The organism is Sphingomonas sp. BL-S-25 (assembly GCF_055521555.1).
Map to the genome: position 1 here is coordinate 668,396 of NZ_CM145486.1, position 24,105 is coordinate 692,500.

A 24,105-nucleotide genomic window follows, 5' to 3' on the forward strand; every position below is an offset into this window, starting at 1 on the left:
CGCCCTGCCCTTACGGCTTGACCGCATAGGCGGTGGGATCGGGCAGGCCGGCTTCCTCGAACCCGCGCGAGCGCAGCCGGCAACTGTCGCACAGCCCGCAATGCAGCCCGCCCGGTGCGGGATCATAGCATGACCAGCTCATCCCGGCATCGAGACCAAGGCGCGCCGCCTCCTTCGCGATATCGGCCTTGGTCATGTGCTGCAGCGGCGCCTGGATACGGAAGCCCTCGCCCTGCGCTCCGGCCCGGGTCGCCAGTTCGGCGAGCCTCTCGAAGCCCGAGATGAACTCCGGACGGCAGTCGGGATAGCCCGAATAGTCCAGCGCGTTTACCCCGATATAGAGATCGCGCGCGCCGGCGGCCTCTGCCCAGCCCAGCGCCAGGCTGAGGAAGATGGTGTTGCGCGCGGGCACATAAGTGACCGGAATCTCGTTCTCAACCACGCCGGTCTTGGGGACGTCGATATCGTCGGTCAGCGCCGATCCGCCAAAAGCGCGAAGGTCGAGCGGCAGGACGACGTGACGCTTGGCTCCCAGCGTCGCCGCAATTCGGCGGGCGGCGGCAAGCTCCACCTGATGCCGCTGATTATAGTCGATCGAGAGCGCCAGAATGTCGAAGCCGTCCTCGCGCGCCCGCGCGGCAGACACCATCGAGTCGAGCCCGCCCGACACCAGCACCACTGCCAAACCCTTGCTCATCGCGGCAGGGCTAGAGATTTTTTGCATTGCGTCAAACCACCAAAGAAAAAGGGCCGCGAGACGCGGCCCCGGTTACAGGGCGCCCCGATGCCGGAGCGCCGTTCGAAAGCGGGATCGATCAGCGGCAGGCGCCGACCTTGCGGCCCTCCAGCTCGTTCGAGAAGGGCGCGCCGTCACGGACGCCGGCGGTCGTCACGACCACCAGTTTCGACGTCTCGACGGCGATGCTGGTGCGACCCCAGCCATGGCTCGGGCAGGTATAGTGAACCGCTGCGCTGTCCTTGCCATTCTCCAGCACCACCTGATTGCACTGAACGCCCGGATGATTGATCTGGATGAGGGCCGTCGGATTGCGCAGGCACATCTTCTGGACCTCCCGGCCGCCCTCGCGGAACACCCATTGCCCGCCCTCGATACCGTTGAGCGCGGTCAGGCCGCTGCGCTGCTGCGCATACGCACCGCCCGCGCCCGCGCCCGCGCCGGCGAGAGTCGCAAGGCCGGCCAGCACCGCAAAACCCGTCTTCGTGACCTTCATCGTGTCAGTCTCTCGCCCTCGCGACGGCTGCACCCTTGCGCAGCCTTCCCATTTCGTCGTTCGTGACGCACGATATGGCGCAGAAACGGGGCATTACAATGACGGCGATGTGAAATCCGACAAGCTCACAGGGAATTTGGTGGAGCAGAAGGCGCAGTCGACGGTGATGATGCCGTTCTCGTCCGCCATTTCCGCGCGGTCCTCCTCCGGGAACTTCGCGATCACCTGAGTAATGTAGTCGACGTCGCACCGGCAGCCGCGCACCAGCAGCGCGTCGCTGACGACACGCACCTCGTCCTCCTCGTTGAAGAGGCGCCACACCAACGTCTCCAGCGGCAGTGCCGGATCGGCGAGTTCGTCGATCCCCATGGTCGAGCCCAGCGCCTCGACATGGTCCCATTCGGGATATTGCTCCTCGCGCGCATGGAGCCGCTGGCGCCCCTCCTCGCCTTCGGGAAGATACTGCAGCAGCATGCCACCGGCGATCAGCTTGCCGTCCTCGCTCCGCGTCGTGCCAAGCCGCACCAGACTGGGGATCTGTTCGGACTGATCGAAATAGCTCTCGGCAGCAGCCGCGAGCGAGTCTCCGTCGAGCGGGACAATGCCCTGATAGCGCTCGCCGGTGACCGCCTGATCGAAGGTGATCGCCAGATAGGCCTGGTTGAACAGCGCCGACAGCGTCGGGTTCTTGCCGAGCCATGACAGCTTCTCGGCATCATATTGGACATAGCCACGCAGTTCGCCCGCCTTATAGTCGGCGACCAGCAGGCTCACGACACCGCGCGCCGCCTGGACCTGCATCGTCATCTGGCCCTCGCCGCCCTTCATCGTCGAGCCGAGCAGCGCGGTCAGCGTCAGCGCCTCCGCCAGGACGCGCTCGATGCATGCGGGATAGGAATGCGCCGACAGGATCTGGTCAAGCACCGGGCCGAGCCGCGCCATCCGACCGCGAGCATGGCGCGCCGGCAGGGTGAAGCCGATCGCCCGGTCCAGATCGTCGCCGGCGGGAGTGGGCAGGTTCGCGGTGTCGGTCACAACAACTTCCTCGTCATCCAGGCGCACGCCGGAGTCTGGTGGCCCGTTCGGGCAGCACAGGTGAATGGGGGCGCCGGCAGTCACCGGCACCCCTTATGTAGGGATCAGGCGCGCGCAGACAACTGCGGCGCGAAAGCCGGGGTCAGCCGATCTGGCCGAAGCACCAGCGCAACACCGATTTCTGGGCGTGAAGGCGGTTCTCCGCCTCCGGCCAGATCAGCGATTGCGGCCCGTCGATCACCTCGTCGGTCACTTCCTCGCCGCGATGCGCGGGCAGGCAGTGGAGGAACTTCGCATCGGGCTTTGCCGCCGCCATCAGGTCGCTGGTCACCTGATAGGGCATCATCGCCGCCAGCTTCGTCTCGGCATGCGCCTGGCCCATCGAGATCCAGGTGTCGGTGACAATGATGTCCGCCCCCTCGACCGCCTCGCGCGGATCGCCGACCACGCGCGCCCGGCCCTGACCGCGGGCCAAATCGGCGTCGCTCGGCTGGAACCCCTGGGGACATGCGGCGACCACGTCGAACTGCATCAGCGCGCCGGCCTCGATGATCGAGGCGAGGACGTTGTTGCCGTCGCCCAGCCACGCCACCTTCAATCCGGGCAGTGACCGGCCGCTCTCGATGATCGTCAGCAGGTCGGCCATGATCTGGCACGGATGCGATGCATCGGTCAGGCCGTTGATCACCGGGACGCTGGCATATTCGGCCATCTCGATCAGCTTGGCATGATCGTCGGTGCGCACCATGATCGCGTCGCAATAGCCCGACAGGACGCGGGCGGTATCCGCCACCGTCTCGCCGCGGCCGAGCTGCGTCGTCCCGGAATCGAGCACGACCGAGCTGCCGCCCAGCTGGCGGATCGCCATGTCGAACGACACGCGGGTGCGAGTCGAATTCTTCTCGAACACCATCGCCAGCGTGTGGCCGGCCAGCGGCGCATCGGTATCGGCCTTGCCCTTGGGAAAGCCCGCGCGCGCCGCCTTGCGGTCGAGCGCGTCGGTCAGCATCGCGGCGATCCCGTCCGGGCCCGCATCCGAAAGGTCGAGGAAATTGCGATAGGTCATGACATGCAGTCCCCTGTCGGCGGCCCGCCGGAGCGCCCTCGCCCCGGCAGGCCGTGACGGTCAGTCGTCGCTGGGCGGTGCGTAGCTGCGCGCGCCGGCGCTCAGCTTCTCGATCGCTTCGGCGATATGCTCGTCCTCGATCACCAGCGGCGGCAGGACGCGGAACACATTCTCGCCCGCCGCCACGGTCAGCAGTCCGTGATTGTCGCGAAGATGCGCCACGAAGCTGCGTGCCTCGGCCGCCTGCTTCAGCTTGATGCCGAGCATCAGCCCCTTGCCGCGGATCTCGTCGAACAGGTGATCGTGATTGGGGATAAGCTGCTCGAACGCCGCGCGCAGCCGCTCGCCCATCTTCGTCACGCGCTCGAAAAAGCCCGGCTCGAGCATCACGTCGAGGATCGCCGACCCGGCAGCCATGGCCAGCGGATTGCCGCCATAGGTCGAGCCATGCGTGCCGAACACCATGCCCTTGGCCGCGTCCTCGGTCGCCAGGCACGCGCCCAGCGGAAAGCCGCCGCCGATGCCCTTCGCCACGGTCATGATGTCGGGCGTGATGCAGTAATGCTCATGCGCGAAGAACTTGCCGGTGCGGCCGTAACCGCACTGGATCTCGTCGAGGATCAGCAGCATGCCACGCTCGTCACAGGCCTTGCGCAGGCCCTGGATGAACTCCGGCGTGCCCGCGGTCATCCCGCCCTCGCCCTGCACCGTCTCGACCATGAAGCCGGCAGTGTCGTCGTCGACCAGCGCGAGCGCCGCCTCGAGATCGTTGAACGGCGCATAGTCGAAACCGGGGAGCAGCGGCTCGAAGCCGTCGCGCATCTTCGCCTGGTTGGTTGCCGAGATCGCCCCCATCGTCCGCCCATGAAAGGCGTTGTGGAAGGTGATGATCTTGGTCTTGTTCGGGTTGCCGTTCACATATTGATAGCGGCGCGCCGTCTTGATCGCGCACTCGATCGCCTCGGCACCCGAGTTGGTGAAGAACACCGTGTCGGCAAAGCAATTGTCGACGATGCGCTTCGCCAGCGCCTCGCCCTGTGGCGAGCCGTACAGGTTCGACACGTGCATCAGCGTCGCGGCCTGTTCCTGGATTGCCTTGGTCAGGTGCGGATGGCCATGGCCCAGCGCATTGACCGCGATACCGGCGGCGAAGTCGAGATAGCGCTCGCCTCGTTCCCCGATCAGGTAGCAGCCCTCGCCTCGCACCGGACGCACATCGCACCGTGGGTAGACGGGCATGAGCGGGGTGATGGTCATCGGACTGCTCCTCTTTAAACGAAAATGGCGGCCCGATGCGGACCGCCGGAGGGCGCATTTACTTGGGGTCGGCACACAGCGTCAACATCGCGGTGACGCAGGGTGAATCGACCATGCCCGGGGGCTATGGGCAACCGCAGACGCATTCCCCCTGCGCAGCGGCTGCCTTACCCCCAAGCGTCACCCCGGCCGCAGTGCCGCGGTCCACCCTTCCTCCATCCCGGCTCCTCCGGAGCGCGCATCAACCGCCCGGAATGGCCCGTACCTCGAGATCCTCTGCTCCGGGATGTGCCGGACCGTGGATCCCAGCACTGCGGCCGGGGTGACGGGTTTCATGAAGTCGACCCCGCAACCGGAACTTTGGCTGTCGACCCGCCCTAGAAATACCAGACCAGCTTGCGCACCTTGAACGGGGCCGGCGCGGAGAACAGGGCGATGAGGACGTCGCCCGGCCGTGCCGTCATCGAGATGGGGCGTCGCGGATCGAGGCGGATTGCGGACCTGGCGTTGAAGTTATCGCCCAGCCGTGCGCGATACACCCCGAGCAGCTTGGCGCCCGGCAATGTCGTCCGGATGCTGCCAACGAACCGCCCGTTGATCGGGCCGGTCTCGGACAACCGGTCGCTATGCCCGGTGTCGTCGGCGACCATCCCGTCGCACCGGGTGGTGCGCGGATCGATCCGGTCGCAATGATAGACGCGATCGGGATGGAGCGGCGCATGGCCCTCGATCGCGAGCGTGACCATCGCGATCTCCCGTTCTCCTATCAGGCGCTCCGCTTCTAGGGGTTCGCAAGGGAACGGGGAATCATTGGTCGGATCGGCGAGGTAGGCGTAAAGCCGTGCCAGTGCCTGCAAAGGCGGTTCGTTCTATACGGTGGAGCGCAGCGTCTCGAACTGCGGCAGATAGGGGCAGGTCGCATCCTGCGCCGACGCAGCCCGCCCCGAGCATGCAACAAGGGCGACCGCGATACCCACAAGCCATTGCTGTGTCCGGTTCATATAGCCCGCCCTCCCCTACGCATCGCGATCGATCTAGGCTCGCGCAAAGCGAGTCGCCGATGCGCCGCGCTTTCCAGTCAGGACTATCACAAATGACCTCACCGATCTCGCTTGCGCCATCGACCACCCCGCCGATCCGCAACGCCACGCGGCTGCTGACCATGGTCCATGAGCTGCACAAGGCGGGCTATCAACGCATCCGGGTCAGCCCAGGCATGGCGCCGAGCGGGGTGTACTGGCGCTGCTCGATAACGCATGTCGGCGCGATGGACGCCGACGGGCGGCGGGTCGCGCCGGGTGCGGCGACGAACCACGTCGCATCCTATAGCACCGGTGCAGAGGATCGCTATTTCGACTGGCCCGATGCGAAAGCCAGGTCCGGCCGCGAGCTGGCCGTCCGATTTATCGAGCGATTCCCCCGGATCGCCCGGCGCGGGCTGGGCCGCGACTGGGCCTATGCGGGCTGGCTGACCGAGATACTGGGCCGCGCCGAACTCGGGCGGCTTCCGGTGTTCTTCGCCGACTATCCGCTCAGCTTCGCGGACGGCGACCTGCCGCCCGCTCCTGCCGCCTGACGCGCGGAGCCAGCCCCGCCGCGGGTCACTTGTCGCGGTGGATGGCGCACAACTTGTTGCCGTCCGGATCGCGGACATAGGCCAGGTTGATCCGCCCCATCACGCTGTCGCGCGGCCCCGGCGCGTCCTCGATCGAGGTGCCGCCATGCGCCACCGCGACGTCATGAAACTCGCGAACCTGGTCGAGCGAGCTGCACTTGAAACCGATCGTGCTGCCATTGCCGAAGGTCGCTGGCGCATCGTCGATCGGTTCGCTGACGCAGAAGGTGCTGCCGTCATGCCGGTAGAACAGCCGGACATGGCCGCTGTCGGCCACGTTGCGCAGCGGCTCGCCCGCGCCGAGCACGCCCAGCACCGCGTCATAGAAGCGCTTGGCGCGATCGATATCGGTCGCCCCGACCATCACATGGTTCAGCATCGTCTCTCCTCTCGTCAGGCGACCGGTCCGTGCCGGTCGGTCCTAGTTCTTCAATTTCCAGCCCTTGCGCAGCAGTGCGTAGCACAGCAGCGCCATCGCCACGTCGATCGCCAGCAGGATCAGGCTGCCGGCCAGCACCGGCGAATCCGCGACTCCGAGAAAGCCGTAGCGGAAGCCGGAGATGATGTAGAAAAACGGGTTCGCGTGGCTGATCGCCTGGAACAGCGGCGACAGCTTCTCGACCGAATAGAAGGTGCCCGACAGCAGCGACAGCGGCGCGACGACGAAGTTGGTGACCGCTGCGGCATGGTCGAACTTCTCCGCCCAGATCGAGGTCAGCACGCCGAGCAGCGCGAGGAAGGTCGACCCCAGCAATCCGAACCACAGCACTGCCCAGAGATGCTGCGGCATGACGTTCACGCCCGGCCAGAAGGCCATCGCCACCCACACCGCCGCGCCGACGCAAAAGGCGCGGGTCACCGCGCCGCCGGTCAATGCCGCCAGCAATTCGGCAGTCGACAGCGGCGGCATCAGATAGTCGACGATCGTCCCCTGGATCTTGCCGACCAGCAGCGAGAAGCTGGCATTGGCGAAGGCGTTCTGGAGCATGCCCATCATGATCAGGCCCGGCGCGATGAAATCGGCGAAGTGAATCTCGCGTCCCTGAAGCGGCACGGTGCGCCCGCTGCCGCCCAGTGCCACATCAAAAATGACCAGAAACAGCAGCGTCGTGACCGCCGGCGCCCATACAGTCTGGAGCTGCACCTTGAAGAAACGGCGCACCTCCTTCACATATAGGGTCCTGAGCCCTCCCCAATTGACGTTGCGGATCACCGGCACGCCCTGTTGGGGCAGTTGGGCTTGACCGATTTCGGGGTGGGTGCTCATGGCTTGTGCGGGTAACCGCTGCCGCCGCCGCCCGCAAGTTGAAGGACGAAGATGAGCTGGACTGAAGAGCGTATCGATACGCTGAGGAAGATGTGGAACAGCGGCCTGACCGCGACGCAGATTGCCGAGGAACTGGGCGGCGTCAGCCGTAACGCGGTGATCGGCAAGGCGCATCGCCTGGGCCTGCCGTCGCGTCCGTCGCCGGTGAAGTCGAGCGAGGCGAAGACTGCGGCAGCCGCCGCACCAGCCGCGCCGGCCGAGCCCAAGCCGGCGCCGCCGCCCAAGGTCGCCGCCCCGGCACCCGAGATCGTGCGCCCACCGGTCGAGCGTGCGCCCGCGCCCGCCGCACCTGCGCCCGTCGCCGCCGAACCTGCCGCCGCTCCGGCCGAGCCGCGCCCCGTTCCCGATGGCCCGGTGCTGCGCTCGGTCGGCCCCGGCGGCTTCGTGCGCCAGAATCCCGGCGAACAGGCCCCGCCGGCTCAGCCCGCGCCGCCGCGCCGCCTGGTTCCGGCCAAGCCGTCGGACGCGATCGCCGGCAAGACCAGCCTGCTCGATTTGAACGACAAGATCTGCAAATGGCCGCTCGGCCATCCGGGCGAGCCCGACTTCCACTTCTGTGGCGACAAGGTGAATCCGGGCTTCCCCTATTGCGTTGCGCACTGCGGTCACGCCTATCAGGCTCAGCTTCCGCGCCGCGATCGCCGGCCTCCGCCGCCGCTGCCGTTCGGCGGGCCGCGGGTTCGCTGATCCCTTTGCAAAGGGCATGAAAAAGGGCCGGTGGATCGCTCCACCGGCCCTTTTCCTTTGCCTCGACGCAGGATCAGAAGCGGAAGGCCGCCGTCGCGCGAATGGCGTGATGATCGAACCGGTTGTCCGAACGGATCAGGTCGGTTCCGTTGGCATTGCCCAGCAGGAACGGGCTGGCCGGAACCGCCGTGCCCGCACCGGCGCGAACCGTGAAGTCGTCGTCATTGTAGCGGGTGTAGAGATACTCGACGCCGACCGAGAAGTTACGGCCAATCTTCTGCTCGACACCGCCACCGGCAGCCCAGCCCCAGACGTCGTTCTTGCCGGTCGCCGTGAAGCTGTTGACCGTGTTGGTGGTCGAGAAGCTGTGGTCGACCTTGGCATAGGCACCACCGCCGGTTGCGTAGAACAGCGTCTTGCCGCCTGCCGCATAGCCGGCGCGCAGGCGCAGGCCGGCGTTCCAGTCGATCTCGCGGGTCATCGTGTACGCAGCCGGCGTGGTGCTGAACGCGCTGACGCTGTCGCGGATGTCGGTCTTGCCGATATCGCCGACGACACCGAACACCAGGTTGCCCGACTGGAAGTCCCAGCCGACGCGTGCGGCGTAGTTGATGCCGTCCTTGTCGTTGGCGCAGCGGTTGTTGGCGCTCGACGTCGCCGCGCCGTTACAGAAGCCCGGCGAGAAGGCGTTGGCACCGCCCGAGGTGACGACCGTGTCGCCGAACGAGCCATTGAGGTCGCGATCGAACAGGATCGATTCGCCGACGTCATTTCCCTGGAAAGAATAGCCGACGGAAGCGCCGATATAGGGACCGCTGAACTCCTGCTCGGGGGCATCCTGCGCAAAGGCCGGGGATGCAGCAAGAACCAGCGCGCCGGTGGCGGCGCCCATCAGGGTACGCAGATACATGGGGGAACTCCAAACATACTCAGGGAGTGGGAGAACGCAGCCAAAACGGATGATATCCCGCAGCTGCGAAAGGATTGTGCAGCGTGTCATTTCCGCAACAGGTCCGTTTTGGATGGAATCCTGGACGTACGTCGCGGATGCCGGTCGCGCCCGGTCGGACGGGCTTTGCACCTCTGCCATTCACCCCCTATACGTTCTCCTATGGCCACAAAGTCCGACGACGATCTTTTCGCTGCCCCCACTCCGGTAGCGGGCACCTATGACGCTTCCTCGATCGAGGTGCTGGAGGGACTGGAGCCCGTCCGTCGCCGACCCGGCATGTATATCGGCGGCACCGACGAACGCGCCTTTCACCATCTGGCCGCCGAAGTGCTCGACAATGCGATGGACGAGGCGGTGGCGGGCCATGCCAGCCGGATCGAGATCGTGCTCGACAAGGGCAACCGGCTGACCATCGTCGACAATGGCCGCGGCATCCCGACCGATCCGCACCCGAAATTCCCCGACAAGTCGGCGCTCGAGGTGATCCTGTCGACGCTGCATTCGGGCGGCAAATTCTCGGGCAAGGCCTATGCCACCTCGGGCGGCCTGCACGGCGTCGGCATCAGCGTCGTCAACGCCCTGTCGATCGAGACGATCGTCGAGGTCGCGCGCGACAAGCAGCTCTATCGACAGTGTTTCAGCCAGGGCCAGACACTGGGCCCGATCGAGCATGTCGGCCCGACCCAGAACCGTCGCGGCACGGCGGTGATCTTCACCCCGGATCCCGAGATTTTCGGGCCCGAGATGCACTTCAAGCCGGCGCGCCTCTACAAGCTTGCCCGGTCCAAGGCCTATCTGTTCGCCGGCGTCGAGATCCGCTGGAAATGCGATCCCTCGGTCATCACCGACGAGACCCCGGCCGAGGCGGTCTTCCAGTTCCCCGGCGGCCTCGCCGACCATCTGAAGGAGCAGCTGGGCAAGCGCGAATGCGCGACCAGCGACTTCTTTTCGGGATCGCAGGAGTTTCCCGGCGAGAATCAGGGCCGGGTCGAATGGGCGGTCGCCTGGCCGCTGTGGAGCGACGGCTCGTACAGCTGGTATTGCAACACCATCCCGACGCCCGATGGCGGCACCCACGAGGCGGGCCTGCGCGCCGCGCTGACCAAGGGCATCCGCGCCTTTGGCGACCTGATCGGCCAGAAAAAGGCCAAGGACATCACCGCTGACGACGTGATGACGGGCAGCGAGTTGATGCTGTCCGTCTTCATCCGCGATCCGCAATTCCAGTCGCAGACCAAGGACCGGCTGACCTCACCCGAGGCGGCGGGCCTGGTCGAGAAGGCGGTGCGCGATCATTTCGACCATTTCCTCGCCGACAATATGGACCGCGGCAAGGCGCTGCTCGGTTATGTGCTCGAGCGGATGGACGAGCGCCTGCGCCGCAAGCAGGAGCGCGAGGTCAAGCGCAAGACCGCGACCTCCGGCCGCAAGCTGCGCCTGCCGGGCAAGCTCACCGACTGTTCGGCGGACGATCCGGCGAACACCGAGCTGTTCATCGTCGAGGGCGACTCAGCAGGCGGCAGCGCCAAGCAGGCGCGCGACCGCAAGACCCAGGCGATCCTGCCGATCCGCGGCAAGATCCTCAACGTCGCCTCGGCGACCAGCGCCAAGATCCTGGCCAATCAGGAAATTGCCGACCTGATCCTCGCCATGGGCTGCGGCACGCGCAAGGACTGCCAGCCCGACAATCTGCGCTACGAGCGGATCATCATCATGACCGACGCGGACGTCGACGGTGCGCATATCGCGACCTTGCTGATGACCTTTTTCTTCCAGGAAATGCCCGACCTGGTCCGGCGCGGACATCTCTATCTGGCGCAGCCGCCGCTCTATCGCCTGACGGTCGGCGCGAAGAGCGTCTATGCCCGTGACGACGCGCACCGCGCGCAGATCGAAGCCAAGGAATTCAAGGGCAAGAAGGTCGAAGTCAGTCGCTTCAAGGGCCTGGGTGAGATGAACCCGGGGCAGTTGAAGGAAACCACGATGGATCCGAAGACGCGCAGCCTGCTCCGCGTCACCCTGCCGCAGGAGTATGAGGAGCGCGCGGGCGTGAAGGATCTGGTCGATCGGCTGATGGGCAACAACCCGGCCCATCGCTTCGCCTTCATCCAGGAAAATGCGGCCCGGCTGGAGGAAGACGCGATCGACGCTTGATCGCTCTTCGCCGCTTCCGTCAAAGTCTGCCTAGAGCGAGGCGAAGTCGATCGGGCCGTTGCGGTCCAGTGTGCGCGACTGATCCGCCATCGGGTATTTCAGGCCCGTCGCGCAGTTGAACAGCAGCACCTTGTCATCGGGCGAAACCAGCCCCTCGGCCAGCGCATCGCGCCAGGCCGCGAGCGTCGCCCCGCCTTCCGGGCACAGCAACAGGCCGTCGGTGCGAGCGGCATCGTCCACCGCCTGAAGGATCGCCGCATCGCTGACCGCCAGCGCGGCGCCGTTCGACCGGCGCACTGCATCGAGGATCAGGAAATCGCCCACCGCCTGCGGCACGCGGATGCCGGCGGCGACGGTATGCGCATCCTCCCAGCGGGTGGCGTGGCGCTCGCCCTGCTGCCAGGCGCGGACCATCGGCGCGCAGCCCTCGGCCTGGACCGCGTACATGCGCGGTCGCTTCGGCCCGATCCAGCCGAGCGCCTCCATCTCGTCGAACGCCTTCCACATGCCGATCAACCCGGTGCCGCCGCCCGTGGGATAGAAGATCGCATCGGGCAGATCCCAGCCGAACTGCTCGGCCAGTTCCAGCCCCATCGTCTTCTTGCCCTCGATCCGATAGGGCTCCTTGAGCGTCGACAGGTCGAACCAGCCTCGCTCCTTCGCGCCCTGCCCGACCAGCTTGCCGCAATCGTCGATCAGGCCATTGACCCGGTAGACGCGCGCGCCCTGCGCTGCGATCTCGCGCACATTGATCTCGGGCGTGTCGGCGGGACAGAAGATCACCGCCTCGATCCCGACGCGGCTGGCATAGGCCGCGGCTGCCGCGCCGGCATTTCCGTTGGTCGGCATCGCGATCGTCGTGACGCCCAGTTCCCTGGCCATCGCGATCGCCATCACCAGCCCGCGCGCCTTGAACGATCCGGTCGGCAACCGCCCCTCGTCCTTGACCCACAGATTCGATGCACCGGCAGCGCGGGCGACCGCAGGCAGGTCGACGATCGGCGTCGCGATCTCGCCCAGGCTGACGATATTCTCCGTCCGGCGAACCGGCAGGATCTCACGGTAGCGCCACAGATCCGCCGGCCGCCCGGCAAGGACCGCGGGCGTCAGCGCCGCCCCTGCCGCCGCCAGGTCGTAGCGCACCAGCAGCGGGCGCCCGACACGCGACAGCCCGTGCAGGCGGTCGGCCTCATAGGTCTCGCCCGTCATCGAACATTCGAGATGGGTGACGAACGTCGGCCGATCCGCCGTCAGATCGTCGTCATGGCGCATGCGGGTCAGCCGCCCGCCTTGCACGCCATGATCTGTGCCGCCTGCCCCATCGCCGGCGCGGAGTCCGGCTGGCGCGATCCTTCACGGACTTCGTACAGTTCCGGCCAGCGCTTGCCGGTCAGGAACAGCCGCTTGCCCGCCGCATCATAGGCGATGCCGTTGGGCACCGCGTCCGGATCGGACGTCTGCGGCCCAAGGCCGGTCACGTCTAGGAAGCTCTTCACCTTGCCCGACGTGGGATCGATCCGCGCGATCAGCTTGGTCTGCCAGATATTGGCGTAGATCTCGCCATCGACCCATTCGAGCTCGTTCAGCTCCTCGACCGGGCAGCCGTTTGCGGTGACCGTCAGCTTCGACACTTCCTTCATCGTGCTCGGATCGAGGAAGCGAAGCACCGGCGTCCCGTCGCTCAGGATGATGTTCTTGTCGTTGCGGGTCAGGCCCCAGCCCTCGCCCTCATAGGAAAAGCCCGGCTGCGGGGTGAAATCCTTGATCGTGTAGGTGAAGCCCTGCTGGTTCTTCCACGTGACCTGATGCACGCGGTCGCCCCAGTCGACGATGCCTTCGCCGAAATAGGCGGGGCTCAGGTCCTGCTGCTGCAGCACCTTGCCGGTCGCCGGATCGACCTTGCGCAGGTTCGACGTCCCCTCGCCGCCGGTGCTCTCGTAGAAATGCCCGTCACGGTAGAACAGCCCCTGGGTAAAGGCGTCGGGATCGTGCGGCATCGTCTTGACCACCGTCACCGCATAGACCGGCGGCGTGCCCGATCCGCGGAAGAACAGGAACCAGGCCGCCGCCGCAAGCGCGACCACGCCGAGAAGGATCAGGATCAGGCGACGCATCGGTCCTCGCATGTCTGTGCCGGCCCCATCAGCCGGGAGTCACCTTCGTTATGCCGACTGGCCGCGCAGCCGCCAAGCTGCACGGCGAGAAATCGCAGAAGACGCGCGGGCACGCTCACTGGGTCAGGTAATTCTCTTCCAGTGCCCGCAACTGATCGTTGCGGGCGCGGTAGTGATTGATGGTGCAATCCTCGCCGGCAAGGCCGAAGGCGGTGCCATTGCCGAACACCGACCCGACGATATCGCAGTCGGCGGCGATGAACGCCTCCCAATGCTTCTGAGCCTCGGCAAGGCTCGCGGCGGCCGCCTTATAGTCGGCACCCTCGATGCCCGAACCGGCCAGCTTGCCGCGGATCCGCTTCAGCAGCGCCTGCTGCTGCTCCTGCAGCGCCATGCGGTGCTCGACCATGCATTTGGCGGTGCCTAGCGTCGACCCATTGTCCTCCATGCATTTCGCCAGCCAGGCCGGGTCCGCCTGGCCCGCATCCTGGGCGGTCGCCCCGGCGGTTTGCCCGGTTGCGGGCTGTCCGATTGCGGCAAGGACCAACAGGCTCGGGAGCAGCAGTTTCATGAAGGGAATCGCCTTTCGCTTGAGATGCCGGCTCGGAACGCATGACGAGGCCGAAGGGTCACCCCGTCACGCGGGCACCGTCCCGTACGGCGCCCCGCCCCGGCGTTCAACGTCATAACTGCCACCTATCCCGCCGCCCTGTGGCGTTCGCAGAGGAAATCGGCTAAGGCGACCGCATCTCAGCGACGAACGGAAAGGAGCGCGGATATGATCGATTTTCTTGCGCGCTTCCCGGCGGTGCTTCGGGTCGGTGGTCTTCTTCACCACTGATCCGCCCCTTCCCGCCCAGTCCGACCGACCCCTGATCTGAGGACCGTGCGCAATCGCACGGTGACATTCGATGAACGATGACGAGCTGTTCCCGCGCGCCTCGGTGCTGCGCAAGGTGCTGGCCTTCACCTTCCGCCATTGGGCGCGCACGCCGCTGCCGGCGCTCGCTTGTGCCGGGGCGATGATGCTCGGCACGCTGACCGAGGTATTCGTGCCGGTCTATGCGGGGCGGATGATCGACGCGGTCGGCGGCGGCGATGCCAGCCTGGCCTGGTGGAGCTTCGCCGCGATCGCCGCGCTGGGTTGCGCGATGGTCGTCCTGCGCCATCTCGGTTGGTGGTCGATCGTGCCGCTGACGCTGACCATGATGGGCACGGTGACCCAGGAGGCTTTTGCCCGGGTTCAGCGGCTGTCGACCGACTGGCATGCCAATGCCTTTTCGGGATCGACGGTGCGGCGGATCACCCGCGGCATGTGGGCGCTCGATACGCTGAACGACGTGCTGCTGCTCGCGCTGCTGCCCTCGCTGACCGTCCTGATCGGCACGGTCGTGCTACTCGCGGCGCACTGGCCGCTGCTGGGCCTCGTCATGGGAGTCGGCGCGATCGCCTATATCGCGCTGACCGTGGCGCTCGCTACCCGCGTCCTCGCGCCGCGCGCGCGGCTGTCCAACCAGTGGGACACCAGGCTGGGCGGCGTACTTGCCGACGCGATCGGGACGAACGCGGTGGTGAAGGCCTTTGGCAGCGAGGGTCGCGAGGAGCAGCTGCTCGGCCGTACGGTCGGCAAGTGGCGCCGGCGCACGCGGCGCACCTGGATGGCGTTCACCTGGGCCGGCTCCGGCCAGCTCGCGCTGCTCTGGCTGATCCGCATCGCGACGACGGGCACCGCGCTGCTGCTCTGGGCGCGGGGCCAGGCGAGCGCGGGCGACATGGCCTATGTCCTGACCAGCTATCTCGTGCTGAACGGCTATCTGCGCGAGATCGGCCAATATGTGCACCAGCTTCAGCGCGCGGTGAACGAGATGGAGGAACTGGTCGAGCTCCATGACGAGCCGCTGGGCGTCGCCGACCGGGCGGGTGCCCGTCCGATCCAGGTCGCGGGCGGCGCGATCCGCTTCGATGGCGTGCGCTTCCGCTATCCGGGGCAGGATCGCGCGCTTTATAACGGCCTGACCGTCACCATTCCGGCGGGACAGCGGGTCGGCCTGGTCGGTCCGTCGGGATCGGGCAAGACCAGCTTCGTGAAGCTGATCCAGCGCCTCTATGACGTCGACGCAGGACAGGTCACGATCGACGGCCAGGATGTCGCCGACGCCACCCAGGCCTCGCTGCGCCGCCAGGTCGCGATCGTGCCGCAGGAATCGGTGCTGTTCCACCGCTCGCTCGCCGACAATATCGGCTATGGCCGCCCCGGCGCCACCCAGGCGGAGATCGAGCGGGCGGCCCGGCTGGCCAATGCGCATGACTTCATCAAGGCATTGCCCAGGGGCTATCGCACCCTGGTCGGCGAACGCGGCGTGAAGCTGTCGGGCGGCGAGCGTCAGCGCGTCGCGATCGCGCGCGCCTTCCTGGCCGATGCGCCGATCCTGATCCTCGACGAAGCGACCTCCAGCCTCGATTCTGAATCCGAGGCGGCGATCCAGCAGGCGATGGAGCGGCTGATGGTCGGGCGGACCGCGATCGTCATCGCGCACCGGCTGTCGACGGTGCGGGCGCTCGATCGGATCCTGGTGTTTTCAGGCGGCAGGATCGTCGAGGACGGCAGTCATGACGCGCTGCTCGCGGCGCCGGACGGCCAGTATCGCCGGTTGTTCGAGCGCCAGGCTGGCACTGCCGCGCCGGAGATCGTCGCGTGACAGGGCGGCGAGATTGACGGGCAGACTGCCGTTCCCATAGGCTTGACGGATGAAGCGTTACTCCCCCTTCGCGATCCTCCTGATCTTCGGAGCGATCGGGCTGCTTACCGGCAAGTTCGGGCTATGGTTTCCACTGGGGCTGCTCGCGTGCGTCGTCGTGGCGGTCGCGCAGAACGCACGTCAGCCCAAATAGGCAGGCAGCGATCATCACCTCGCGTGGATCGCCGCCACGATCGATTCCGCCCGCTTCAACCGCGCCCGCACGGCGGCAGACTGCAGCGGCATCACTCGTGCCACGCGCCGTCCGCTCGCATCCAGCACCGTGATCTCGAGGTGCGCGCGGTGCCGGCGTGCCAGATGCGCCCAGGCCAATAGCTCGGCCAGATCCTCGCCGGCGGAAGCGGTGGAATAGAGCGAGACGAAGGGGGATTTGCCCAGCGTCTGGTAGATTTCCGGCATACGCGCCGCCGGCAGGAGTGGACCGCGCCGATAGGCCGAACGCACCAAAGGCCCCGACGCGTAGGGCTCGGCTAGGCTTCGATAGTCGGCCCAGATCGATGCGAAGGGCCGCATGTTCGCCGAAATGCGATAACTCTGGTCCAGCACATGTACCGCTTCGTGCAGCAGCACATAGGTCAGGGCCGGCAGATCGTTCGACACGATTTGGAGCCGGTAACCGGTGCCGTCTTCGGCGAAGAGCGCCTGGTCCTTGCGGTTCAGAAAGTCGCTCAGCGACAGATTCAGTACATCCGCGCGCAGCGTCATATCGAAGCGCGGCTCGCCGCCCGGGCCCTCGAAGTGCCGCGTCAGGGCCGATCCGGCGCTGCTCGGCGCATCGATAAAGCTCAGGCGATCGAGCCGCCCCTCCAATATGTGCTGATAGACCGGCGGCAGGTCGCTGAGCGCGCGGTCGACAAGGCCCCAGTCGTGTTCGCCAAGGACATGCGCCTTCGCCTCTTGTGCGCCAGCCCGCCGATATGCGGCCAGCGTCTCCTCATGCGGCACCGACACCCGGCTTCGCAGGATGCCCGCGATACCCCGTCCGTCGCGGACACGGCGCCCGGAACTATAGGTGCAGCCTGACCCCACAAGGGGCAAAAATCCGCCGCCACAGAGCGTCAGCAGAAGTTGCCGCCGTGTCCTCTCACCGCCCATGGAATCGCGAGCTGCACGACGAGCCCACCACCTTCAACCTTATTTCGGTTACGAGCGACATCAAACTGCTGGCAGATCCAATAGAGCTCCGACGGCTGCCATCCATGACCTAGCAAGGCATCGGCCGTTTCGCCCGGTCAGCGATCAATCATATACCCACCGGCTCCACCGCGTCACATTGTGATGGCTGCAATTGACCAGCTTCACCGTGCAGCTTCGCGTGCCCCAATCGGCCTGACAGGATCGGAGCGCATTGGCTTCAGCCTCTTCCTGCGTGCTGCCGGTGTTGACCGAATCCTTGCCCTTTGCCTCCGCCCCGCCTTCCACCACCCGCGTCACCGCCGCGCATTGGTTGGTGTAGGACAGCATCAGCTTGCACGCGGCGCCACCATTTTCCCGGCAATGCGCCAGCACGCCCTTCTGCGCTTCCGACTTGGAAGGGTATTGATAGCTGCCGTACCAGATCGACTTGATCTCGTCATAGGCGAGCGCGCCGAACGAGCGGTCGACATGGATGTACCGTTTCAGCACAGGCGTGGGCGGCGCGCAGTTCGGGCTGCCCTGCGCGACACCGTTGCAAATGAACACCGTCTGGCGCTGTGCCGAGGCGCTGTCCTGGTGGACCAGGGACAGGCCGACGAGCAGCGCTGCCGCTCCGGCCAGAGACGATATCATGCGTCTAGTCATGACGACACGCTCCTGCGTCCGAAGGGATGATCACTGTCCGAGGATGCGGCCCAGGCTGATCTTCTTCTTTTTCTTCGGTGCGTCGGCCGGCGCGGCGTTGCTCTCGATCTGGGCCGACGGACCGCAGCGCTCCTTCTTGTCGAGCGACTCGCCGACCGCGCCCGCCGCCGCGCTGCCGACCATCACTGCGTTGGCGCCGCCGACCTTACTGCCGACCAGCGCGCCCAGCCCTTGACCGACGACGGTGCGTTTGCCCCCCTGGGTCCGCGCGGTGCAGTCGGTCACATCGCGCGACTTGGACACATGCACCCTGGGGCCGGTCGCGGGCGCTGGCTCGGCGGCTGCCGCCGGCTGCTGGGTCTGACCCGCTGCCGCCTGAGGCCGCGCCGCTTGCGGCTTGGTCGCCTTGGGCTTGGTCGCCTTGGGCTTGGCCGCTTGCTGCCTGGCACTCTGGGGCATTTCTGCGTGAACGGCGGCGGGCAAGGCCAGCGCCGCCAGGGAGAGGAGAAGCACGCGATCAACTTTCATAGGATCCACTCTCTCGCAGTTTCGATTAACGTAAATTAGATGCGTTATTAACCGCGACGTTGCAAGCGGAAATTTAACGCTGTGTAATTAATAGTGCCCTTCGGCAGACGCCTCGATCTTCCGGGAGACCTGTTGGCCATTTTCGCCTCCGGAACGTTATGCGGTCGATGTCGGGACAAGCACAGGGGATCATGTGACAGCGACGCCGCCGACCGAGCCGGACGACAAGATGCGGGCGATTGCCGGCGCCCCCGGCAACCGCCTGTTCACCGCCGGCGCGGCGCTGCTCGCGCTGCTCGCATTCGCCGCGCTTCTCTGGCAGCTGCGGCCGGTCCTGCTGCTGTTGTTCGCGGCGACGCTCGTGGCGATCGTGCTCGGCGCGCTGACGCGGTTGATCTGCCGATGGGTGCCCCTGCCCCGCCCGATTGCGCTGGCGCTGGCTGCAATCACCCTGTTCGGCAGCATCTTCGCGATCGCCGGATTGTTCGGCAGCGAGCTTGTCAGCCAGGTCAACCAGCTTGCCGGCCTGGTCCCGGGCGGATGGCAGGATCTCAGCGCCCGCGTCGGCGAAGAACGGCTCAACCATATCGTCGAGCAATTCTCCCCATCGGGAAGCAACATCGTGTCGATCGTCCGCTCGATCCTGTCCTTTGTCAGCGGCATGGTCTCGGCGACGCTGCTGGCGATGCTGGGCGGCGTGTTCCTCGCTGCCCAGCCCTCGACCTATCGCGCCGGGTTCCACATGATCCTTCCCCGGTCATGGGAAGCGCGCGGCGAGGAGACGCTGCACGAGCTGGGCGTCGCGCTGCGCCGCTTCCTGCTGGGACAGACGGTCTCGGTCATCTTCGTCGGCGTCACGATTTTCCTCGGCATGTGGCTGATCGGCGCGCCCTCGCCACTCGCGCTCGCAGTCATTGCTGCCGTTCTGGGCTTTATCCCCGTAATCGGCCCGCTGATGGCCGCGGCTCCCGCCGTTCTGATTGGCCTGACCATGGGCGGCGATGCGGTGTGGAAGATCGCGGCGATCTATTTCGTGGTGCAGCAGACCGACGGCAATCTGGTCAACGCGCTGGTCATGCGCCACTCGGTCAAGATCCCGCCGGCAGTCACCATGTTCTCATTATTCTCGATCGGCGTCATCTTCGGTCCCGCCGGGCTGATCCTGGGCGGTCCGCTCACGGTGCTGTGCTTCGTGCTGATCCGGAAATTATGGATCGAGGGGCGGCTGGGCAAACCGGTCGACGACTGAGCGTCGTTCGAAACCGCGTGGTCGATGCAATCCGCACCGCGCCTGCGGTGCGCATCGGTCAGGCCATTGCGCCGCCCGCCGGCGCCCATGAAGTATCCATCGAGAGACGAGGCGCCAACACGGCGCGCCCGGTCTGCAGACCTCGTTCCGGCCAGGGCCTACTGTCTCAAGATCGAGCGCGCGGATCGATCTGCGACTAAGCGATGCCCGTGGTGCCTCACCGGTCGCGACCGACAGGCACTTCCGTCCCGATCAACAGGTTCGTATGAGCGCCGCACTTGAGGACGCTTGCGCAACATATGGTTCAGGCGAACCTTCCGAACCCGATCCCATATGCGCCAGATCAAGATCCCACTCGACGAGGAACCCGAAATGCGACTGACCTGGAAATTCGCGCTGCTTGGGCTGGTCACGCTGACACTTCTCGGGGTCGGAGCCGCGGTTTGGCTAAAGCCGTTTCTTGCTCAAGATCGCTGCCTCGATCGCGGGGGAGCGTGGAAGAATGATCGGTGCGTCCGCTGACGGCGTTAGCCGGCTAACGATCTTCGATCCCGGGGCGTGCAGGCCGTGTTCCAGCAGGCCGCTTGTCGCGAACCGAATCTCAGATCGCGTTGGACCGAGCGAAACACCATGCTGCCCCGCAAGCTTTTGCTGTCGCGACGTGGCGTCAGACGCAAAAAAGCCGCCTGCGGTGGTTACCGAGGCGGCTGTGTATGTGATGTTGGTTGCGGGAGCAGGATTTGAACCTGCGACCTTCAGGTTATGAGCCTGACGAGCTACCGGGCTGCTCCATCCCGCGTCAACCTGGTTGTGCCTGTGTGAGAGGCGACAAGTGAATGGGTTTTTCTGATCCTGGCTGCACAGGCTTCAATGCCTGGCGACGACCTACTCTTCCATCGCTTGAGCGATAGTACCATCGGCGCAGTCTGGTTTCACGTCCGAGTTCGGGATGGGATCGGGTGGGTCACAGACGCTATGGTCACCAAGCAATGAAGCTTGTGCAGCTGGATTGGGTTTTATCGATGCCCGTGCAAACAGGTGTGATGATTATCTTGATCGACGATCAGCCGTCCAGGGCTGTCGTTGATGGTGGGACTCATCAAGTGCGAATAGAGCAATTAGTATCGGTTAGCTCCACACGTTACCGCGCTTCTACATCCGATCTATCAAGGTCGTGGTCTTCGACCGCTCTAAGAAATCTTATCTCGAGGGAGGCTTCCCGCTTAGATGCTTTCAGCGGTTATCCCGTCCGTACATAGCTACCCTGCTGCGCCGTTGGCACGACGACAGGTACACCAGAGGTACGTTCAACCCGGTCCTCTCGTACTAGGGTCAACTCCTCTCAAATTTCGACGCCCACGGCAGATAGGGACCAAACTGTCTCGCGACGTTCTGAACCCAGCTCACGTACCACTTTAATTGGCGAACAGCCAAACCCTTGGGACCTGCTCCAGCCCCAGGATGTGATGAGCCGACATCGAGGTGCCAAACAACCCCGTCGATATGAGCTCTTGGGGGTTATCAGCCTGTTATCCCCGGCGTACCTTTTATCCGTTGAGCGATGGCCCTTCCACGAGGGACCACCGGATCACTATGACCGACTTTCGTCTCTGCTCGACTTGTCAGTCTCGCAGTCAGGCTGGCTTATGCCATTGCACTCTAACAGCCGGTTTCCAACCGGCCTGAGCCAACCTTCGCGCGCCTCCGTTACTCTTTAGGAGGCGACCGCCCCAGTCAAACTACCCGCCACAGAGGGTCCCTGAACCAGTTTCATGGTTCGAGGTTAGACATCAGAAAACAACAGGGTGGTATTTCACATTATGGCTCCACATCAGCTGGCGCCAATGCTTCAAAGCCTCCCACCTATTCTACACAGTTCCTTCCTAATGCCACTCTGAAGCTGCAGTAAAGGTGCACGGGGTCTTTCCGTCTAACCGCGGGTACTCCGCATCTTCACGGAGAATTCAATTTCGCTGAGCATGTCCTGGAGACAGTGGGGAAGTCGTTACGCCATTCGTGCAGGTCGGAACTTACCCGACAAGGAATTTCGCTACCTTAGGACCGTTATAGTTACGGCCGCCGTTTACCTGGGCTTCATTTCGGAGCTTGCACCCCTCCACTTAACCTTCAGGCACCGGGCAGGCGTCAGGCCCTATACGTCGTCTTGAAGCCGACTTAGCAGAGCCCTGTGTTTTTGCTAAACAGTCGCTACCCCCTGGCCTGTGCCCCCTGACACTGCTTGCGCAATGCCAGGGCCTCCTTCTTCCGAAGGTACGGAGGCAATTTGCCGAGTTCCTTCAGGACACTTCTCTCAAGCGCCTTGGTATACTCTACCTGACCACCTGTGTCGGTTTCGGGTACGGTCTATACGGTGGGGCTATTTCCTGGAACCTCTTCGAAGCACGTCCAATCCGTTAAGGACGTACAACACACGAGATCCGTCACACACCACCAGGCCCACGAATATTAACGTGGTTCCCATCGACTACCCCCTTCGGGCTCGTCTTAGGGGCCGGCTCACCCTGCGCGGATTAGCCTTGCGCAGGAACCCTTGGTCTTTCGGCGAAAGGGCATCTCACCCTTTTTATCGCTACTCATGTCTGCATTCGCACTTCCGATATCTCCACGGCCCATTACCAGACCGCTTCACAGACTTACGGAACGCTCCGCTACCGCGTGGATAAATCCACACCCTAAGCTTCGGTGCACGTCTTTAGCCCCGTTACATCTTCGCCGCAGGAACCCTTGTTTAGACCAGTGAGCTGTTACGCTTTCTTTAAAGGATGGCTGCTTCTAAGCCAACCTCCTGGTTGTTTTGGGATTCCCACATGCTTTCCCACTTAGACGTGACTTGGGGACCTTAGCTGTAGGTCAGGGCTGTTTCCCTTTTGACGACGGACCTTAGCACCCGCCGTCTGTCTCCCGGATATCACTCCTAGGTATTCGGAGTTTGGTTAGAGTTGGTAGATCTCGCGACCCCCGCATCCATCCAGTGCTCTACCCCCTAGGGTGTTCGTCCGAGGCACTACCTCAATAGTTTTCGCGGAGAACCAGCTATTTCCCGGCTTGATTGGCCTTTCACCCCTAAACACAACTCATCCGGTAACTTTTCAACGTTAATCGGTTCGGACCTCCAGTGGGTGTTACCCCACCTTCATCCTGGTCATGCCTAGATCGCCGGGTTTCGGGTCTAATGCATCAAACTAAGTCGCCCTATTCAGACTCGCTTTCGCTGCGCCTACACCTAACGGCTTAAGCTTGCTTGATACATTAAGTCACAGACCCATTATGCAAGAGGTACGCGGTCAGGGCATGAAGCCCCTCCCACTGCTTGTAGGCATTCGGTTTCAGGTACTGTTTCACTCCCCTCATCGGGGTGCTTTTCACCTTTCCCTCACGGTACTAGTTCGCTATCGGTCATGTACGAGTATTTAGGCTTAGAGGGTGGTCCCCCTATGTTCAGACAGGATTACACGTGTCCCGCCCTACTCGAGTCCTGATACATCACTTTCGCATACGGGGCTGTCACCCACTATGGCGCTACTTTCCAGAAGCTTCTGCTAGTTGAATATCAGGCACTGGCCTGGTCCGCGTTCGCTCGCCACTACTAACGGAATCTCGGTTGATGTCTTTTCCTCCAGGTACTGAGATGTTTCAGTTCCCCGGGTTCGCTTCACCAAAGCTATGTATTCACTTCGGTGATACCTTCCTCAATTAACTCGGCCAGTGATCGCTCACCGGCTGAATTAATTGGTGAAGGTGGGTTTCCCCATTCGGAAATCGTCGGGTCAAAGGTTGCTCACACCTCACCGACGCTTATCGCAGCGTGCCACGTCCTTCATCGCCTGTACATGCCAAGGCATCCACCAAATGCCCTTACCTCACACTTGAGAGTCCACACCACCAACGACAACGCTGGGCTTCAGGACCAAAGTCCCTCATGCCACTCGGCGTAGCGCTGCCGCGTGATGCAGATAATAAATCTCAGCTGTTTGTTCGGACGCCAGTCACAGCCTTGCAGCTGAAACCAACGCCGTCACGGCATCGATTTGAAAAACCCATTCACAATGTCAAAGAACTGCAGTCATCAGACCGCGGTTACCGCTACTCGCGCAGCGGATCTCGTTTCTTCATCCCTGGATAATCTTGGTCAGGTTGCGCTTCCGCGCCGCCGCACGCCGTCAGTCGCAGCGAAGCTGCGCCTTATGGCGCGCTATGCAGCGCTGGCCGTCCTGGCTCACGTGCGAATTAGCGTCGCTAATTCGTCTCGCTCGCTACGGAATGGTGGAGCCTATCGGGATCGAACCGATGACCTGATGCTTGCAAAGCAACCGCTCTCCCAGCTGAG

21 protein-coding genes, 2 tRNA genes and 2 rRNA genes (1 of these 25 running past the window's edge) are annotated in these 24,105 nt (G+C 64.4%); 6 read left to right on the forward strand and 19 right to left on the reverse strand.

Annotation, left to right across the window (positions count from 1 at the left end; translation table 11 throughout):
* Positions 1-10: 10 nt before the first annotated feature.
* From queC to ACZ1H8_RS03325, 6 genes are all read right to left on the reverse strand, one after another.
* A complete protein-coding gene (gene queC / locus ACZ1H8_RS03300; RefSeq protein ID WP_110149061.1) occupies positions 11-697 on the reverse strand; it encodes a 7-cyano-7-deazaguanine synthase QueC in 687 nt (228 codons plus the stop codon).
* Positions 698-815: 118 nt separating this feature from the next.
* Positions 816-1,232, reverse strand: a complete 417-nt coding sequence (locus tag ACZ1H8_RS03305) for a hypothetical protein (RefSeq protein WP_465179981.1) — start codon at positions 1,230-1,232, stop codon at positions 816-818.
* Between the two features lie 93 nt (positions 1,233-1,325).
* The gene (hslO, locus tag ACZ1H8_RS03310; RefSeq protein WP_465179982.1) at positions 1,326-2,267 is read right to left on the reverse strand and encodes an Hsp33 family molecular chaperone HslO; all 942 of its coding nucleotides are present in this window, start codon (positions 2,265-2,267) and stop codon (positions 1,326-1,328) included.
* Between the two features lie 142 nt (positions 2,268-2,409).
* Positions 2,410-3,333 (reverse strand): ornithine carbamoyltransferase, encoded by a 924-nt coding sequence (argF, locus tag ACZ1H8_RS03315; RefSeq protein ID WP_465179983.1) that lies wholly within the window; start codon positions 3,331-3,333, stop codon positions 2,410-2,412.
* 60 nt (positions 3,334-3,393) lie between these two features.
* On the reverse strand, positions 3,394-4,590 hold the full coding sequence (locus tag ACZ1H8_RS03320) for an acetylornithine transaminase (protein WP_465179984.1): 1,197 nt from the start codon (positions 4,588-4,590) through the stop codon (positions 3,394-3,396).
* A gap of 377 nt (positions 4,591-4,967) precedes the next feature.
* Positions 4,968-5,336, reverse strand: a complete 369-nt coding sequence (locus ACZ1H8_RS03325) for a hypothetical protein (protein WP_465179985.1) — start codon at positions 5,334-5,336, stop codon at positions 4,968-4,970.
* Positions 5,337-5,683: 347 nt separating this feature from the next.
* Here ACZ1H8_RS03325 and ACZ1H8_RS03330 point away from each other — a divergent pair, with 347 nt between their 5' ends.
* Positions 5,684-6,166, forward strand: a complete 483-nt coding sequence (locus tag ACZ1H8_RS03330; RefSeq protein ID WP_465179986.1) for a hypothetical protein — start codon at positions 5,684-5,686, stop codon at positions 6,164-6,166.
* Positions 6,167-6,191: 25 nt separating this feature from the next.
* On the opposite strand, the gene ACZ1H8_RS03335 is transcribed toward ACZ1H8_RS03330, so the two are convergent.
* Positions 6,192-6,584, reverse strand: coding sequence for a VOC family protein (locus tag ACZ1H8_RS03335; protein ID WP_465179987.1), 393 nt, complete (start codon positions 6,582-6,584; stop codon positions 6,192-6,194).
* Positions 6,585-6,626: 42 nt separating this feature from the next.
* Positions 6,627-7,472 carry an ABC transporter permease gene (locus tag ACZ1H8_RS03340; protein WP_465179988.1) on the reverse strand — a complete coding sequence of 282 codons (846 nt, stop codon included), beginning with the start codon at positions 7,470-7,472 and terminating at the stop codon, positions 6,627-6,629.
* Positions 7,473-7,523: 51 nt separating this feature from the next.
* Between ACZ1H8_RS03340 and ACZ1H8_RS03345 the strand changes: the two genes are divergently transcribed.
* On the forward strand, positions 7,524-8,219 hold the full coding sequence (locus tag ACZ1H8_RS03345; RefSeq protein WP_465179989.1) for a GcrA family cell cycle regulator: 696 nt from the start codon (positions 7,524-7,526) through the stop codon (positions 8,217-8,219).
* 73 nt (positions 8,220-8,292) lie between these two features.
* Here ACZ1H8_RS03345 and ACZ1H8_RS03350 read toward each other — a convergent pair whose 3' ends face one another.
* Positions 8,293-9,129: an outer membrane protein gene (locus ACZ1H8_RS03350; protein ID WP_465179990.1), complete on the reverse strand. Its 837-nt coding sequence runs from the start codon at positions 9,127-9,129 to the stop codon at positions 8,293-8,295.
* A gap of 201 nt (positions 9,130-9,330) precedes the next feature.
* Here ACZ1H8_RS03350 and parE point away from each other — a divergent pair, with 201 nt between their 5' ends.
* The gene (gene parE / locus ACZ1H8_RS03355; RefSeq protein WP_465179991.1) at positions 9,331-11,325 is read left to right on the forward strand and encodes a DNA topoisomerase IV subunit B; all 1,995 of its coding nucleotides are present in this window, start codon (positions 9,331-9,333) and stop codon (positions 11,323-11,325) included.
* 30 nt (positions 11,326-11,355) lie between these two features.
* On the opposite strand, the gene ACZ1H8_RS03360 is transcribed toward parE, so the two are convergent.
* The 3 genes from ACZ1H8_RS03360 to ACZ1H8_RS03370 form a co-directional block, all read right to left on the reverse strand.
* Positions 11,356-12,597, reverse strand: coding sequence for a threonine synthase (locus ACZ1H8_RS03360; protein WP_465179992.1), 1,242 nt, complete (start codon positions 12,595-12,597; stop codon positions 11,356-11,358).
* A gap of 5 nt (positions 12,598-12,602) precedes the next feature.
* Positions 12,603-13,439, reverse strand: a complete 837-nt coding sequence (locus ACZ1H8_RS03365; RefSeq protein ID WP_465179993.1) for a glutaminyl-peptide cyclotransferase — start codon at positions 13,437-13,439, stop codon at positions 12,603-12,605.
* A gap of 115 nt (positions 13,440-13,554) precedes the next feature.
* Entirely contained in the window at positions 13,555-14,010 is a 456-nt protein-coding gene (locus ACZ1H8_RS03370; RefSeq protein WP_465179994.1) for a lysozyme inhibitor LprI family protein, read from the reverse strand.
* Positions 14,011-14,350: 340 nt separating this feature from the next.
* Here ACZ1H8_RS03370 and ACZ1H8_RS03375 point away from each other — a divergent pair, with 340 nt between their 5' ends.
* Both ACZ1H8_RS03375 and ACZ1H8_RS03380 read left to right on the forward strand, forming a co-directional pair.
* Positions 14,351-16,138: an ABC transporter ATP-binding protein gene (locus ACZ1H8_RS03375; protein ID WP_465179995.1), complete on the forward strand. Its 1,788-nt coding sequence runs from the start codon at positions 14,351-14,353 to the stop codon at positions 16,136-16,138.
* Positions 16,139-16,187: 49 nt separating this feature from the next.
* A complete protein-coding gene (locus tag ACZ1H8_RS03380) occupies positions 16,188-16,331 on the forward strand; it encodes a hypothetical protein (RefSeq protein WP_181401904.1) in 144 nt (47 codons plus the stop codon).
* Between the two features lie 14 nt (positions 16,332-16,345).
* Here the strand turns inward: ACZ1H8_RS03380 and ACZ1H8_RS03385 are convergent, their stop codons facing one another.
* The 3 genes from ACZ1H8_RS03385 to ACZ1H8_RS03395 form a co-directional block, all read right to left on the reverse strand.
* Entirely contained in the window at positions 16,346-17,149 is an 804-nt protein-coding gene (locus ACZ1H8_RS03385; RefSeq protein ID WP_465179996.1) for a hypothetical protein, read from the reverse strand.
* A 288-nt stretch (positions 17,150-17,437) separates the two neighbouring features.
* Positions 17,438-17,980, reverse strand: a complete 543-nt coding sequence (locus ACZ1H8_RS03390) for a DUF4189 domain-containing protein (protein ID WP_465179997.1) — start codon at positions 17,978-17,980, stop codon at positions 17,438-17,440.
* Positions 17,981-18,010: 30 nt separating this feature from the next.
* The gene (locus ACZ1H8_RS03395) at positions 18,011-18,439 is read right to left on the reverse strand and encodes a hypothetical protein (protein WP_465179998.1); all 429 of its coding nucleotides are present in this window, start codon (positions 18,437-18,439) and stop codon (positions 18,011-18,013) included.
* Positions 18,440-18,701: 262 nt separating this feature from the next.
* Here ACZ1H8_RS03395 and ACZ1H8_RS03400 point away from each other — a divergent pair, with 262 nt between their 5' ends.
* Positions 18,702-19,757: an AI-2E family transporter gene (locus ACZ1H8_RS03400; protein ID WP_465179999.1), complete on the forward strand. Its 1,056-nt coding sequence runs from the start codon at positions 18,702-18,704 to the stop codon at positions 19,755-19,757.
* A 722-nt stretch (positions 19,758-20,479) separates the two neighbouring features.
* Here ACZ1H8_RS03400 and ACZ1H8_RS03405 read toward each other — a convergent pair.
* The 4 genes from ACZ1H8_RS03405 to ACZ1H8_RS03420 all read right to left on the reverse strand — a co-directional run.
* Positions 20,480-20,556, reverse strand: a tRNA-Met gene (locus ACZ1H8_RS03405).
* A gap of 73 nt (positions 20,557-20,629) precedes the next feature.
* A 5S ribosomal RNA gene (gene rrf / locus ACZ1H8_RS03410) occupies positions 20,630-20,744 on the reverse strand.
* 111 nt (positions 20,745-20,855) lie between these two features.
* Positions 20,856-23,647: ribosomal RNA gene (locus ACZ1H8_RS03415) — 23S ribosomal RNA — on the reverse strand.
* A gap of 392 nt (positions 23,648-24,039) precedes the next feature.
* Positions 24,040-24,105 (reverse strand) — tRNA-Ala (locus ACZ1H8_RS03420) (it continues 10 nt past the right edge of the window).

Bases quoted from the DNA above. Each gene is read 5' to 3' on its own strand.
- queC (WP_110149061.1), bottom strand. From the start codon at position 697: ATGAGCAAGGGTTTGGCAGTGGTGCTGGTGTCGGGCGGGCTCGACTCG.
- ACZ1H8_RS03305 (WP_465179981.1), bottom strand. From the start codon at position 1,232: ATGAAGGTCACGAAGACGGGTTTTGCGGTGCTGGCCGGCCTTGCGACT.
- argF (WP_465179983.1), bottom strand. From the start codon at position 3,333: ATGACCTATCGCAATTTCCTCGACCTTTCGGATGCGGGCCCGGACGGG.
- ACZ1H8_RS03320 (WP_465179984.1), bottom strand. From the start codon at position 4,590: ATGACCATCACCCCGCTCATGCCCGTCTACCCACGGTGCGATGTGCGT.
- ACZ1H8_RS03325 (WP_465179985.1), bottom strand. From the start codon at position 5,336: ATGGTCACGCTCGCGATCGAGGGCCATGCGCCGCTCCATCCCGATCGC.
- ACZ1H8_RS03330 (WP_465179986.1), top strand. From the start codon at position 5,684: ATGACCTCACCGATCTCGCTTGCGCCATCGACCACCCCGCCGATCCGC.
- ACZ1H8_RS03335 (WP_465179987.1), bottom strand. From the start codon at position 6,584: ATGCTGAACCATGTGATGGTCGGGGCGACCGATATCGATCGCGCCAAG.
- ACZ1H8_RS03340 (WP_465179988.1), bottom strand. From the start codon at position 7,472: ATGAGCACCCACCCCGAAATCGGTCAAGCCCAACTGCCCCAACAGGGC.
- ACZ1H8_RS03345 (WP_465179989.1), top strand. From the start codon at position 7,524: ATGAGCTGGACTGAAGAGCGTATCGATACGCTGAGGAAGATGTGGAAC.
- ACZ1H8_RS03350 (WP_465179990.1), bottom strand. From the start codon at position 9,129: ATGTATCTGCGTACCCTGATGGGCGCCGCCACCGGCGCGCTGGTTCTT.
- parE (WP_465179991.1), top strand. From the start codon at position 9,331: ATGGCCACAAAGTCCGACGACGATCTTTTCGCTGCCCCCACTCCGGTA.
- ACZ1H8_RS03360 (WP_465179992.1), bottom strand. From the start codon at position 12,597: ATGCGCCATGACGACGATCTGACGGCGGATCGGCCGACGTTCGTCACC.
- ACZ1H8_RS03365 (WP_465179993.1), bottom strand. From the start codon at position 13,439: ATGCGTCGCCTGATCCTGATCCTTCTCGGCGTGGTCGCGCTTGCGGCG.
- ACZ1H8_RS03370 (WP_465179994.1), bottom strand. From the start codon at position 14,010: ATGAAACTGCTGCTCCCGAGCCTGTTGGTCCTTGCCGCAATCGGACAG.
- ACZ1H8_RS03375 (WP_465179995.1), top strand. From the start codon at position 14,351: ATGAACGATGACGAGCTGTTCCCGCGCGCCTCGGTGCTGCGCAAGGTG.
- ACZ1H8_RS03380 (WP_181401904.1), top strand. From the start codon at position 16,188: ATGAAGCGTTACTCCCCCTTCGCGATCCTCCTGATCTTCGGAGCGATC.
- ACZ1H8_RS03390 (WP_465179997.1), bottom strand. From the start codon at position 17,980: ATGACTAGACGCATGATATCGTCTCTGGCCGGAGCGGCAGCGCTGCTC.
- ACZ1H8_RS03395 (WP_465179998.1), bottom strand. From the start codon at position 18,439: ATGCCCCAGAGTGCCAGGCAGCAAGCGGCCAAGCCCAAGGCGACCAAG.